The organism is Streptomyces silaceus, from assembly GCF_001419745.1.
Classification (GTDB): Bacteria; Actinomycetota; Actinomycetes; order Streptomycetales; family Streptomycetaceae; genus Streptomyces; species Streptomyces silaceus.
Window position 1 is genome coordinate 1 of sequence record NZ_LIRJ01000232.1, and the last position, 13,182, is coordinate 13,182.

Consider the following 13,182-nt stretch of genomic DNA (forward strand, 5'->3'; position numbering starts at 1 on the left):
TCCCTCCCCTCCTTCCCCACCCTCCGCGCCGCCCATCGACAGCGACAGGGACTCGACGAAGAGATGGAGGGCGAGCAGGGAGGCGGTGTAGGTCTTGGTGGCGGGTGCCCTCTCCGGCCCGGCGAGGACGTCGATGTGGTGCTCGGAGACGGCGGCGAGCGGTGAGTCCGGGTTGTTCGTCACGGCCAGGGTGATCGCACCGGCCTCACGGGCGGCCCGGGTGGAGGCCACCAGATCGGGCGAGCCGCCGGACTGGCTGACGGTGACGGCGAGGACGTCCCTGAGGTCGGGCTTGGCGCCGTACGCGGTGATGGTCGACATCGAGGTCAGCCCACAGGGCAGGCCGAGGCGGACTTCCAGGAGGTACTTGGCGTAGAGCGCGGCGTGGTCGGAGGTGCCGCGGGCGGTGAGCAGGACGAACCGGGGCTTTCGCCCGGCGACGCGGCGGGCGGTCTCGCGGATCCGCGGGGCGCCTTCGTCGAGGAGGCGCCGCAGGACGTCGGGCTGCTCGGCCAGCTCCCGGGCCATGATGCGACCGGGGCGCTCGGCCTGGGGACCGAGGGGGTCGAGGGGAGCGGGCGATTCGAGGGGAGCGTGGGAGGCAAGGGAAGCAAAGGGAGTGACGGCATCGAGCGGCCCCGGCCCGTCCCTGGGCTCCGGCCCGCCCTCCGGGTCCCGCGGAGTCATGGCGGTCATGCCTTCCACTGTGCTCGCTCGGGGCGCGGGGCGCCTGTGCGGGCCGGGTGGCGCCCCGGACAGGAGTGGCGGTGCGGGCGGGCCCTGGCCGGTGCTCGGTGCCGGGGCGGGGAAGGGGCGGAGGGCCGGTTCGGGAGGTGGGGGCGTTCGACGGGCGCGGAGGCCGGGGAGAGCCGAGCATGGACAGCGAGAATCGACTGTTCTGGCGGCCCAGCTCTGCTAGATTGGTCTATACCACCAGTCCTTTGAGCCCCTCTCCAGATCGGCAGGCCCAGCGTGGAAGTTGTCATCGTCCCGGACGCCAAGGCAGGCGGCGAGCTCATCGCGGAGGCCATGGCCGCCCTGGTGCGCCGTAAGCCTGACGCCCTGCTCGGTGTCGCCACCGGCTCCACCCCGCTGCCCATCTACGAGGCGCTGGCCGCCAAGGTGGCGTCCGGTGCCGTGGATGCCTCGCGGGCCCGTATCTGCCAGCTCGACGAGTACGTGGGGCTGCCGGCCGGGCACCCCGAGTCGTACCGTTCCGTGGTCCTCCGTGAGGTCGTCGAGCCGCTCGGGCTCAGCGAGTCCTCCTTCATGGGCCCGGACGGCAGCGCCGCGGACGTGCAGGCGGCGTGCGAGGCGTACGACAAGGCGCTCGCGGAGGCCGGCGGCGTCGACCTCCAGCTGCTCGGCATCGGGACCGACGGGCACATCGGGTTCAACGAGCCGTGCTCCTCGCTCGCCTCGCGCACCCGCATCAAGACGCTGACGGAGCAGACGCGGGTGGACAACGCGCGCTTCTTCGACGGGGACATCGAGCAGGTGCCCCACCACGTCATCACCCAGGGGATCGGGACGATCCTGGAGGCGCGGCACCTCGTGCTGCTCGCCACGGGTGAGGGCAAGGCGGACGCGGTGGCCGCGACGGTGGAGGGGCCGGTCGCCTCCGTCGTCCCGGCGTCGGCGCTGCAGCTGCACCCGCACGCGACCGTCGTCGTGGACGAGGCCGCGGCGTCCAAGCTGAAGCTCGCGGACTACTTCCGCCACACCTACGTCAACAAGCCGGACTGGCAGGGGCTGTAGGCAGACCCGTCCAGGCCGTCCGGCCTCACGACGCGCCTGAGGGGCGCCCCCGTATCGGGGGCGCCCCTCCTGCTTTCCGTGCTGCCGTCAGGCCCTGCTTTCCGTGCCGCAGTCAGGCCCCGGCGATGACCTCGGCCGCCGCCTCGCCGCAGACCCGCGCCGCGCCGCGCGTCGCGATGTGGAGGGCGCCGGTCGGGGCGGACTGGGGGACGCCCATCTCGACGACGACCGTGTCCGGGCGGGCCGAGACCAGGGTGGTCAGGGCGTCCGCCATCCACCCGTGGCGGTGGGCGTCGCGGACCACCGCGACGATGCGGCGCTCCCCCGCGGCCGCGAGGGCCTTCGCCCCGGCGCCCTCGCCGGAGTAGGTGGCCGACTCCGTGCCGGGGAGGCGGCGGGAGAGCTCGGCCGCGACGCCCCACGGGGTCTCGTCGCCGACCGCGATGTTCGCCTCCGGGGCGAAGGAGGCGACGAAGGGCGCCTCGGTGAGCGGGGCCGTGTAGGTCTCGCCGCGCGTGACCGTCAGGGCGCGGCGGGCCGCGACCAGGCCGATCCCGGCGTCGGGCGCGCCCGCCGAACGACCGGCACCGCCCGCATCCCGCGACGCCACGGCCCAGTTCGCCAGGGACCGCACGCGCTCGGCGGCGTCGGCGAGCCGCTCCTCGGGCAGGTCGCCCGAGCGGACCGCCTCGACGAAGGCGTCCCGCAGCCGCAGCACGGTGCCCTCGTCCGAGGGGCCGCCGCCCGTGCAGATCGCGTCGGCGCCCGCGGCGATGGCGAGAACACAGCCGCGCTCGAAGCCGTACCGCCCCGCGATGGCCTGCATGTCCATGCCGTCGGTGACGATGAGGCCGTCGTAGCCGAACTCCTCGCGGAGCAGGCCGGTGAGGATGCGGCGGGAGATCGTCCCGGGGTTGTCCGGGTCGAGCGCCGGGGCCAGGACGTGGGCGCTCATCACGGCCCGCGTGCCGGCGGCGATCGCCGCGCGGAACGGCGCCAGGTCACGGGAGTTGAGCACGTCCCGGTCGACGTCGATGACCGGCACCGAGTGGTGCGAGTCGACCGCCGTGTCGCCGTGCCCGGGGAAGTGCTTGGCGGAGGTGGCGACGCCGGAGGACTGCATGCCCTCGACATACGCGGCGGTGTGCCGGGCCACCAGAAGCGGGTCGGCGCCGAAGGAACGTACGCCGATGACCGGGTTGTCGGGGTTGGCGTTGACGTCGGCGGACGGCGCCCAGTTGAAGTTGATGCCGCAGGAGGCCAGGCGGCGGCCGAGGTCGGCGGCCACCTCGCGGGTGAGCGCCGTGTCGTCGACCGCGCCGAGCGCGTGGTTGCCCGGGTAGGAGGAGCCGGTGCGCACCTCCAGGCGGGTGACGTCGCCGCTCTCCTCGTCGATGGCGACCAGGAGGTCGTCGCGCTCGGCCTTCAGCTGGGCGGTGAGGGCGGTGACCTGCTCGGCGGTCCGCACGTTGCGGCCGAACAGGCTGACGGAGGCGAGGCCTTCGCCGATGCGGCGGCGCACCCAGTCCGGCACGGTGGTCGTGCCGTCGAAGCCGGGCTGCAGGACGGTCAGGGCGTTGCGGGTGAGGGTGTCACCGGCGTGGGTCAGTGTCGTCATGGTGCGTTATCCCTTCACTGCGCCGTCGGTCAGGCCGCTGATGGCCCTGCGCTGCAGGAAGACGAAGAGGATCAGGATCGGGATGGCGAAGAGCGAGGCCGCGGCCATGGTGGCGCCCCAGTCGTCGCCGAAGGCGGTCTGGAAGCTGGAGAGCCACACCGGCAGGGTCTTGGCCTCGGCTTCCTTGTTGAGCACGAGGACCAGCGGGAACTCGTTCCAGGCGGTGATGAAGCCGAAGAGCGAGGTCGACATCAGGCCCGGCGCGAGCAGCGGCAGGATCACCCGGCGGAACGCCTGCATACGGGTGCAGCCGTCGACCATGGCGGACTCCTCCAGCTCCTTGGGCACGGCGGCGACGAAGCCGCGCAGCGTGAGGAGGGTGAAGGGGAGGATCATCACCATGTAGAAGAGGGTCAGCGGGATCAGGCTGTTCAGCATGTCCGCGTCGCGCACGATGATGTAGATCGCGATGACCATGACTTCCCACGGCGCCATCTGCGCGAGCATGAAGCCGATGATGAAGCCGCGGCGGCCCTTGAAGCGCATCCGGGCGAGGGCGAAGGCCGCGGTCACGCCGATGATCAGGGAGAAGAGGACCGCGAGGATCGTCACGGTGAGGGAGTTGCCGACCATGGTCCAGAAGTGGTCGGCGTCGATCGCCTTCTTGAAGTGCTCGAAGGTGGCGTCGGTCGGGAACCAGACCGGGTCCTCGGCGATGATGTCGCCGGTCGGCTTGAAGGCCGTCGCGAACATCCAGTACACCGGGAAGACGCAGAAGACGAAGATGACGACAGCGGCCAGGTTGGGCCACAGGCGGCCCATCAGCGAGCGCTTCACAGCTCGTCCTCCTCTTGCTTGAGCACGATCCGCAGGTAGAACGAGGTGATGGCCAGCAGGATGACGATGGTGAGCAGCGCGATCGCGGCACCCATGCCGAAGTGCTGGTTGCCCATGCCCTCGATGTAGGCGTAGACGGGCAGGATCTCGGTGAGCCGGTCGGGGCCGCCCTCGTTGATCGTGAAGACCTGCACGAACGCCTTGAAGACCCAGATGATCTCCAGGAACGTCGTGGCGTAGAGGAAGGGCCGCAGGTACGGCAGCGTCACCTGCGTGAACTGCTTCCAGGCCCCCGCGCCGTCCAGCGCCGCGGCCTCGTACAGCTCCTTGGGAATGGTGGTCGTGGCGGCGTAGAGGTTGATCGCCACGAAGGGGATGGACATCCAGACGATCAGCAGCAGGACGACGAAGAAGGTCGAGTACTGCGTGGCGAGCCAGTCGTGGTCGGCCATCGACTCGAAGCCGATCTTGGCGAGCACCCAGTTGACGACGCCGAAGCGCTGCGCGAACAGCCACTGGTAGACCGTGCTCGCCGCGACGACGGGCATCGCCCAGGCGAGCACGAGGCCGAGCAGGAGGAAGGTGCGCATCTTCCGGCCGAGGCGCGCGAGGAGCAGTCCCACCAGCGTGCCGAGGGCCATGATCAGCGCGACGTTGACGGCGGTGAAGGCGACCGAGCGGCCGGTGACCCGCCAGAAGTCCGGGCCGGTGAGGACTTCCTTGTAGTTGTCGAATCCGTTCCACTCGGTCAAGTGCAGAATGAACTGCCGCATGTTGAGGTTCTGGAACGACAGGATCCCGTTGTTGACCAGCGGCCAGCCGAGCAGCAGCAGGGTGGCGACGATCGCGGGGGCCAGGAGCAGATAGGGCGTCAGGCCGGTCAGACGCCGTGGGGATCTCGGACTTCCTGGCCGTGGTCCGCCATCCGGTGTCTGCACCTCCGTCGGGCCGGAGGGCGGCCGTTCGGTCTTCTGCACGGTCATGCTCGCCATCTCTTTCGTGGGCAACGCGAAGCGCTGTGATCAGCGCGGAGGGCGCTGTGATCAGCGCGGAGAACGCGGAGTACGCGGCGGAGAACGCGCGGTACTCATGGGTGCGCCGGGGGCGGCGGGGTCACGTCACCCGCCGCCCCCGGCAAGAGGACGCGTTGTTACTGCTTCTGCGCCAGGCGCTTGTTGAGCTCGCCCTCGACCTGCTTGGCGGCGGCGGCAGGCGACTTACCGTTGAGCACCGCGGTCATGTAGTTCTTGATCGGGTTCGGCGGGTTCTCCACCGCGGCCCACTCCGGGATCAGCGGGGTGGTGCCGCCGCCGGCGGTGGCGGGAGCGGCGGCCTCGGCGGCCGGGTTGCCCTTGAGGTTGGACTCCAGCGCCTTCTTGTTCGGGATCGTGCCGCCTTCCTTGGCGAACTGACCCTCGAACTTGTCGGACAGCGCGATCTTCAGGAACTCCTTGGCGAGCTCCTGCTTCTTGCTGGTCGCGGCGATGGCGAGGTTGGAGCCGCCGAGGAAGACGCCCTCGGGCTTGTCGGCCGTGGCGCCGGGGATCGTGAAGAAGCCGATGTCCTTCTCGATCTTCTTGTTGGCCTTGATCGCGGTCGCGGCCTCCCAGCTCATGCCGATGAAGGCGCCGGTCTTGCCCTTGGCGAAGACCTCGGCCTGCTGCGGGGTGGCCTCGTCCTTGTTCTTGGGGGCCTTGGAGAGGTCCGCGAACTGCTTGTACGTCTTCATGGCCTTGGCGACCTTCGGGTCGTCCAGGTTGGAGACGTACTTGTCGCCGTCCTTCTTGACCAGCTCGGCGCCCTCACCGATGGTCAGGCCGACGAAGTGGTACCAGTTCTGGCCGGGCAGGTAGATCGGCTCGGCGTCGGTCTTCGCGCCGATCTGCTTGAGGTCCTTGAGGAACTCGTCGCGGGTCTTGGGGGTGTCCTTGATGCCGGCGTCGGCCCAGATCTTCTTGTTGTAGACCACGACGCGGTTGAGGACGAACCACGGGGCGGCGTACTGCTTGCCGTCGATGACCGAGGCCTTGTTCATCGACTCGGTCCAGTCGGCGCCGATCGACTTCTTGAGGTCGTCGAGCTCGGCGAGGCCGCCGGTCTTGGCGTACGCGGCGGTCTGCGTGTTGCCGATCTCGAAGACGTCCGGCGGGTTCTCCTCGGAGAGGGCGGTGGTCAGCTTCTGCTGGATGCCGTTCCACTGCTGGACTTCGAACTTCAGCTTGGCGCCGGTCTTCTTCTCGAAGGCCGCCGTGACGTCCTTCTGCCACTGGTCGGGCGTCGAACCGTCCATCGCCCAGAGCGTCAGGGTCTCGCCCTTGAAGCCGTCGGCTCCGCCGGCCTTCTTGTCGTCGTCACTGCCGCAGGCCGCGATCGAGACCAACATGCCCGCGACACCGATGGCCGCTATGAGCTTGCGCTTCACGTCACCCTCCTCAAGGGATGCCAGTCAACCCCCCACCCGCAGCGACCGAATGGACCGAGATCTGCCCGTGGGACTGGAACCTGGTCTTTAATGGTGTAGACCAGTACGGGGAGCTTGGCCTAGACCTTTAGGGGTGTCAAGGGTGTATAAGAAGGGCAGTCGCGTCCGTTATCGGACCGACACCTGAGCAGGCGGAGTCTGCTCGGCCCGTACCGTGCCACGATGTGAGCCGCGACAGACGGAGGAGCCGGTGACGGCAGCAGCACAGGAGCCGAACCAGGGTGCCGCGCGAAGCGCGCCGTTGAGGGGCGGCGGCCGGGAGACGGGTGGGCAGATGGGCACTGAGGCGGGCAGTACCGGAACCGAGGTGGGCACACCCTCGACCGAGGCCGCGACCGTCGGCCGCACCGCGCGCGTGCCCAAGTACTACCGTCTGAAGCGGCACTTGCTCGACATGACGGAGACGCTGCCGCCGGGCACCCCCGTCCCCCCGGAGCGCACGCTCGCCGCCGAGTTCGACACCTCCCGCACCACCGTGCGCCAGGCCCTCCAGGAGCTGGTCGTCGAGGGCCGCCTGGAGCGCATCCAGGGCAAGGGCACCTTCGTCGCCAAGCCGAAGGTCTCACAGGCCCTCCAACTCACCTCGTACACCGAGGACATGAGGGCCCAGGGCCTGGAGCCGACCTCGCAGCTCCTGGACATCGGCTACATCACCGCCGACGACACCCTCGCCGGGCTCCTCGACATCAGCGCGGGCGGCCGGGTGCTGCGGATCGAGCGGCTCCGGCTGGCCAACGGCGAGGCCATGGCGATCGAGACGACCCATTTGTCCGCCAAGCGCTTCCCCGCCCTGCGCCGCTCCCTGGTCAAGTACACCTCGCTCTATACCGCCCTCGCCGAGGTGTACGACGTGCATCTCGCGGAGGCCGAGGAGACCATCGAGACCTCCCTGGCCACCCCGCGCGAGGCGGGCCTGCTCGGCACCGACGTCGGCCTGCCGATGCTGCTCCTGTCCCGCCACTCGCTGGACGGCGACGGCCAGCCGGTGGAGTGGGTGCGCTCCGTCTACCGCGGCGACCGCTACAAGTTCGTCGCCCGCCTCAAGCGCCCCACGGACTGAGCCCGCCCCCGGGCCCGTCCGGGGTTCGCCCCCGGCTCCGCCCGGGGTCTGGCGCAGATCACCGCGCTGCTCTACGTTCCTCCCGTCATCGCATGATGAACGGGAGGACGACCCGGTGCGCAGAGCAGATCCTCGATCCATCGTCATCTGGTCCCTCGTCGCGCTGGTCGGCGCCGCGGGATGGACCGTCCTGGCCCTCGCGCGCGACGAGGAGGTGTCGGCCGCCTGGATGGTGGCGGCGGCCCTCGGCTCGTACGCCATCGCCTACCGCTTCTACGCCAAGTTCATCGCGTACAAGGTCCTCAGGGTCGACCGGACCCGGGCCACGCCCGCCGAGCGGCTCGACAACGGCATCGACTTCCACCCGACCGACCGCCGGGTGCTGCTCGGCCACCACTTCGCGGCGATCGCGGGCGCGGGACCGCTGGTGGGGCCCGTCCTCGCGGCGCAGATGGGTTATCTGCCCGGCACCATCTGGATCATCGTCGGCGTGATCTTCGCGGGTGCCGTGCAGGACATGGTCGTGCTGTTCTTCTCGACCCGGCGCGACGGCAGGTCGCTCGGGCAGATGGCGCGCGAGGAGATCGGCCCGTTCGGCGGGGCCGCCGCGCTGCTCGCCACCTTCGCCATCATGATCATCCTGCTCGGGGTGCTGGCGCTCGTCATCGTCAACGCGCTCGCCGAGTCGCCCTGGGGCACCTTCTCCATCGCGATGACCATCCCGATCGCGCTGCTGATGGGCTTCTACCTGCGGGTCCTGCGCCCCGGCCGGGTCAGCGAGGTCTCGCTCATCGGTGTCGCGCTGCTCCTGCTCGCGCTCGTCTCCGGGCGCTGGGTCGCCGAGTCGTCCCTCGCGGACACCTTCACGCTCGCGCCCTCGACGCTGGTCGTCTGGCTGGTGGCGTACGGCTTCATCGCCTCGATCCTGCCGGTGTGGATGCTGCTCGCGCCGCGCGACTACCTGTCGACGTTCATGAAGATCGGCACCATCGTGCTGCTCGCGCTGGGCGTCGTGATCGCGCTGCCCACGCTGAAGATGGACCCGGTGACCGACTTCGCCTCGCGCGGCGACGGGCCGGTCTTCGCGGGCTCGCTCTTCCCCTTCGTCTTCATCACCATCGCGTGCGGGGCGCTCTCCGGCTTCCACGCGCTGATCTCCTCGGGCACGACGCCGAAGATGATCCAGAAGGAGACGCAGGTCCGGATGATCGGCTACGGCTCCATGCTCATGGAGTCGTCCGTCGCGATCATGGCGCTCGTCGCCGCGTCGATCATCGACCCCGGGCTCTACTTCGCGATGAACGCGCCGGCGGGCGTCGTGGGCGACACCGTCCAGGAGGCCTCGAAGGCCGTCGCGGGCTTCGGTTACACCATCTCCCCCGCCGACCTGGCGCAGGCCGCCAAGAACGTCGAGGAATCCTCGCTGCTGTCGCGCACCGGCGGCGCCCCGACCCTCGCGATCGGCGTCTCCGAGATCTTCTCGAAGGTCACCGGCGGCTCGATGCGGGCGTTCTGGTACCACTTCGCGATCATGTTCGAGGCGCTGTTCATCCTCACCGCGCTGGACGCGGGCACGCGCGTGGGCCGCTTCATGCTCCAGGACATGCTGGGCAACGTCTACAAGCCCTTCAAGCGGGTGAGCTGGAAGCCCGGACTCGTGGTGACGAGCGCCGTCGTCACCGGCCTGTGGGGCTACTTCCTGTGGGTCGGCGTGCACGAGCCGCTCGGCGGGATCAACCAGCTCTTCCCGATCTTCGGCATCGCCAACCAGCTCCTCGCCGCCGTCGCGCTGGCCGTCTGCACGACGCTGCTCGTGAAGTCCGGCCGCCTCAAGTGGGCCTGGGTCACCGGGATCCCGCTCGTCTGGGACGCCACGGTGACGCTCACCGCGAGCTGGCAGAAGGTGTTCTCCAGTGATCCGCGCGTGGGCTTCTTCAAGCAGCGCTCGATCTACCAGGACGCGATCAGCGACGGAAAGGTCCTGCCGCCCGCCAAGACCATGGACGACATGCACACCGTCGTCACCAACTCCACGGTGGACGGCGTCCTTTCGGCCGCGCTCGCCCTGCTCGTCGTCGTCGTGATCGCCGACGCGGCCCGGATCTGCGTGCGGCACGTCCGCGACCCGCACTCCTCCCGCCTGAGCGAAGCGCCGTACGTGGAGTCGAAGTTGACCGCGCCGGACGGGCTCTTCGCGGGGCGCGAGGACAGGCGCGAGAAGAAGCGGGAGCCGGCCCGATGACCTGGCTGCTGCGCGGGGTGCGCTGGATGCGGTGGTACGTGCGCGAGCTGACCGACGAGTCGGCGTACGACCGCCATGTGGCGCACGTGCGCAAGGCCCATCCCGCCGCGGCCGTCCCCAGCCGCCGCGAGTTCGAGCGCATGCGCTCGGACCGCGCGGAGTCGGACCCGCGGCAGGGATTCCGCTGCTGCTGAGGCGGGCAGTTCTTCCGTCGGAGCCGACGCGCGCCGCTGAACAGGGCACATTCATCCGTCCGTTATCCGGACAGGGGTTCCATACCGCGAGACTGTGGCTTAGATTTCCCGCACGTTAAGCATGGGATAAGTGAGGGAACGGAGCCGCGATATGTCAGATGCGCCTGAAGTGAACAGACCGGTGGTCACGCCGGTCCGCGTGGTCATCGCCGTCTGTCTTGTCGCGCCGTTCGTGGCGATGCTCTGGGTCAGCTCCTACGCCAAGGTCGAGCCGACCTTCATCGGCATCCCGTTCTTCTACTGGTACCAGATGCTGTGGGTGCTCATCTCCACGGCGCTCACGATGATCGCCTACAAGCTGTGGCAGCGTGACCAGCGCGCCCGCAAGGCCGAGCAGGCCCACGGGGGTGCCGGACAGTGAACACGTACGCATCGGGAACACAGACGCTCGCGTCGGGCGGCGTGAACGGCGTCGCGCTCGGCGTCTTCATCTTCTTCTTCGTCGCGGTCACGGTCATGGGCTTCCTGGCCGCCCGCTGGCGCAGGGCCGAGAACGAGCAGAGCCTGGACGAATGGGGCCTGGGCGGACGGTCGTTCGGCACCTGGGTCACCTGGTTCCTGCTCGGCGGCGACCTCTACACCGCGTACACCTTCGTGGCCGTCCCCGCGGCGATCTACGCGGCGGGCGCGGCCGGCTTCTTCGCCGTGCCGTACACGATCCTCGTGTACCCGCTGATCTTCACCTTCCTGCCGCGCCTGTGGTCGGTCTCGCACAAGCACGGCTATGTGACGACCTCCGACTTCGTGCGCGGGCGCTTCGGCTCCAAGGGGCTCTCGCTGGCCGTCGCGGTCACCGGCATCCTCGCCACGATGCCGTACATCGCGCTCCAACTGGTCGGCATCCAGGCCGTCCTGGACGTCATGGGCATCGGCGGCGGTCCCGACACCAACTGGTTCATCAAGGACCTGCCGCTGCTGATCGCGTTCGCGGTGCTCGCCGCGTACACGTACTCCTCGGGCCTGCGCGCGCCCGCCCTGATCGCGTTCGTGAAGGACGGCCTGATCTATCTGGTCATCGCCGTCGCGATCATCTACATCCCGATCAAGCTGGGCGGCTTCGACGACATCTTCGCCAAGGCCGGCGAGGCGTTCGGCGTGGTCAACGAGCAGACCGGCAAGCCGCGCGGCGCGCTCGCGCCGCCGGAGGCCGGACAGTGGACGTACGCGACACTCGCGCTCGGCTCGGCCCTCGCGCTGTTCATGTACCCGCACTCGATCACGGCGACGCTCTCCTCCAAGAACCGCAACGTGATCCGCCGCAACACCACGATCCTGCCGCTGTACTCGCTGATGCTGGGCCTGCTCGCGCTGCTCGGCTTCATGGCGATCGCCGCCGGGGTCAAGGTCGACAACGGCCAGCTGGCCATCCCGCAGCTCTTCGAGGACATGTTCCCCGACTGGTTCACCGGTGTGGCCTTCGCGGCGATCGGCATCGGCGCGCTCGTCCCCGCGGCCATCATGTCCATCGCGGCCGCGAACCTCTTCACCCGCAACATCTACAAGGACTTCCTCAAGCCCGACGCCACGCCCGAGCAGGAGACCAAGGTCTCCAAGCTGGTCTCGCTCCTGGTGAAGGTGGGCGCCCTGGTCTTCGTCCTCGGCATGGACAAGACCGTGGCGATCAACTTCCAGCTGCTCGGCGGCATCTGGATCCTGCAGACGATGCCCGCGCTGGTCGGCGGCCTGTTCACGCGGTGGTTCCACCGCTGGGCGCTGCTCGCCGGCTGGGCGGTCGGCATGGTCTACGGCACGCTGGCCGCGTACGGCGTCGCGTCGCCGACGCAGAAGCACTTCGGCGGCTCCTCCGACACGATCCCGGGCATCGGCGAGATCGGCTACATCGGCCTCACCGCCTTCGTCCTGAACGTCATCGTGACGGTGGTCCTCACCTTCGTCCTGAAGGCGCTGAAGGCCCCCGAGGGCGTCGACGAGACCTCGCCCGAGGACTACACCGCGGACGCCGGCGACAAGGGCGTCTCGGTCGAGCTCCCGAAGGTGGGGGCGGGCGCCGGGCACTGACCCCCTGCGCCGGCCGGGCACCACACGGCACGCACGCCACGAAGGGCCGTCGGAACTCCCCGGCGGCCCTTCGCCACGCCCGCCCCTGTTGCAGACTTCGCACCATGGACATCACGATCAGGCGGGCCCTGCCCGAGGAGTACGAGGCGCTCGGCGCCCTCACCGCACACGCCTACCTCGACGGCGGCCACCTCGACTTCGGGGCCGACGACCCCTACCTCGCCGTGCTGCGCGACGTGGCCTCGCGCGCCGCGCGGGCCGAGGTCCTGGTGGCCGTGGCCGACGACGAACTGCTCGGCGGCGTCACCTTCGTCCCGTCCGGCGGGCCGATGGCCGAGGTGTCGCGGGAGGACGAGTCGGAGATCCGCATGCTGGCCGTCGCCGGCGCGGCGCGCGGCCGGGGCGCCGGGGAGGCGCTGATGCGGGAGTGCATACGGCGCTCCAGGGCCGCGGGCCGGACCGCCCTGGTCCTGTCCACCCAGGCCTCGATGCACGCCGCCCACCGGCTCTACGAGCGCCTCGGCTTCGTCAGGACGCCCGAGCGGGACTGGCAGCCGATCGACGACATGTCGCTGCTCACCTACGAGTTGACGCTCTAGAACCCGGCCCCAGGGGCCGCCGCGCCCCCGTCCCGGGCGCGGCCGCGCCCCGCCCCCGGAGCGGTACGGCATTCATGGACCGAAGCGGCCGACACAAGATGTGGGCCTGCTTCAAGAACCCGGCACAAGATGTATGCTCGTGCTCGCTGTCGTCGCAGGGGAATCCGGTGCAAGTCCGGAACTGTCCCGCAACGGTGTATGTGTACGTCTTTGTCGTACCCACAAGTCCGAGGACCTGCCGACAGTGCGCCCGAGCCGTCCGGCCCGGGTGCCGACCGTCCGGGCCTCGTGGAATGGGCCGGTGGACGCGACG

General features: G+C 69.7%; 12 protein-coding genes and 1 riboswitch. Of the genes, 7 read left to right on the forward strand and 5 right to left on the reverse strand.

The window, feature by feature from the left end:
• Positions 1–528, reverse strand: a 528-nt coding sequence (locus tag AOK22_RS21910; protein ID WP_157872272.1) for an SIS domain-containing protein, incomplete at its 3' end; no start/stop codon positions are given.
• 444 nt (positions 529–972) lie between these two features.
• Between AOK22_RS21910 and nagB the strand changes: the two genes are divergently transcribed.
• The gene (nagB, locus tag AOK22_RS21915) at positions 973–1,758 is read left to right on the forward strand and encodes a glucosamine-6-phosphate deaminase (RefSeq protein ID WP_055700409.1); all 786 of its coding nucleotides are present in this window, start codon (positions 973–975) and stop codon (positions 1,756–1,758) included.
• A 112-nt stretch (positions 1,759–1,870) separates the two neighbouring features.
• On the opposite strand, the gene AOK22_RS21920 is transcribed toward nagB, so the two are convergent.
• The 4 genes from AOK22_RS21920 to AOK22_RS21935 form a co-directional block, all read right to left on the reverse strand.
• Positions 1,871–3,376 carry a glycoside hydrolase family 3 protein gene (locus tag AOK22_RS21920; RefSeq protein WP_055700410.1) on the reverse strand — a complete coding sequence of 502 codons (1,506 nt, stop codon included), beginning with the start codon at positions 3,374–3,376 and terminating at the stop codon, positions 1,871–1,873.
• A 6-nt stretch (positions 3,377–3,382) separates the two neighbouring features.
• A complete protein-coding gene (locus tag AOK22_RS21925) occupies positions 3,383–4,213 on the reverse strand; it encodes a carbohydrate ABC transporter permease (protein WP_055700411.1) in 831 nt (276 codons plus the stop codon).
• Entirely contained in the window at positions 4,210–5,196 is a 987-nt protein-coding gene (locus tag AOK22_RS21930) for a carbohydrate ABC transporter permease (RefSeq protein WP_055700439.1), read from the reverse strand. The genes AOK22_RS21925 and AOK22_RS21930 overlap by 4 nt, the downstream gene beginning before the upstream one ends.
• 167 nt (positions 5,197–5,363) lie before the next feature.
• Positions 5,364–6,635, reverse strand: coding sequence for an extracellular solute-binding protein (locus AOK22_RS21935; protein ID WP_055700412.1), 1,272 nt, complete (start codon positions 6,633–6,635; stop codon positions 5,364–5,366).
• A gap of 334 nt (positions 6,636–6,969) precedes the next feature.
• Here AOK22_RS21935 and AOK22_RS21940 point away from each other — a divergent pair, with 334 nt between their 5' ends.
• From AOK22_RS21940 to AOK22_RS21965, 6 genes are all read left to right on the forward strand, one after another.
• Positions 6,970–7,755 carry a GntR family transcriptional regulator gene (locus AOK22_RS21940; protein ID WP_055700413.1) on the forward strand — a complete coding sequence of 262 codons (786 nt, stop codon included), beginning with the start codon at positions 6,970–6,972 and terminating at the stop codon, positions 7,753–7,755.
• Between the two features lie 115 nt (positions 7,756–7,870).
• On the forward strand, positions 7,871–9,997 hold the full coding sequence (locus AOK22_RS21945; protein ID WP_055700414.1) for a carbon starvation CstA family protein: 2,127 nt from the start codon (positions 7,871–7,873) through the stop codon (positions 9,995–9,997).
• Positions 9,994–10,191, forward strand: coding sequence for a YbdD/YjiX family protein (locus AOK22_RS21950; protein WP_055700415.1), 198 nt, complete (start codon positions 9,994–9,996; stop codon positions 10,189–10,191). Before AOK22_RS21945 ends, AOK22_RS21950 begins: the two co-directional genes overlap by 4 nt.
• Positions 10,192–10,342: 151 nt before the next feature.
• Positions 10,343–10,612 carry a DUF3311 domain-containing protein gene (locus AOK22_RS21955; RefSeq protein WP_079036740.1) on the forward strand — a complete coding sequence of 90 codons (270 nt, stop codon included), beginning with the start codon at positions 10,343–10,345 and terminating at the stop codon, positions 10,610–10,612.
• A gap of 95 nt (positions 10,613–10,707) precedes the next feature.
• Positions 10,708–12,270 carry a monocarboxylate uptake permease MctP gene (gene mctP, locus AOK22_RS21960; protein ID WP_237773359.1) on the forward strand — a complete coding sequence of 521 codons (1,563 nt, stop codon included), beginning with the start codon at positions 10,708–10,710 and terminating at the stop codon, positions 12,268–12,270.
• Positions 12,271–12,374: 104 nt separating this feature from the next.
• Positions 12,375–12,869 carry a GNAT family N-acetyltransferase gene (locus AOK22_RS21965; protein ID WP_055700418.1) on the forward strand — a complete coding sequence of 165 codons (495 nt, stop codon included), beginning with the start codon at positions 12,375–12,377 and terminating at the stop codon, positions 12,867–12,869.
• A gap of 133 nt (positions 12,870–13,002) precedes the next feature.
• Positions 13,003–13,126, forward strand: a riboswitch (cobalamin riboswitch).
• The last annotated feature ends 56 nt before the right edge of the window (positions 13,127–13,182 follow it).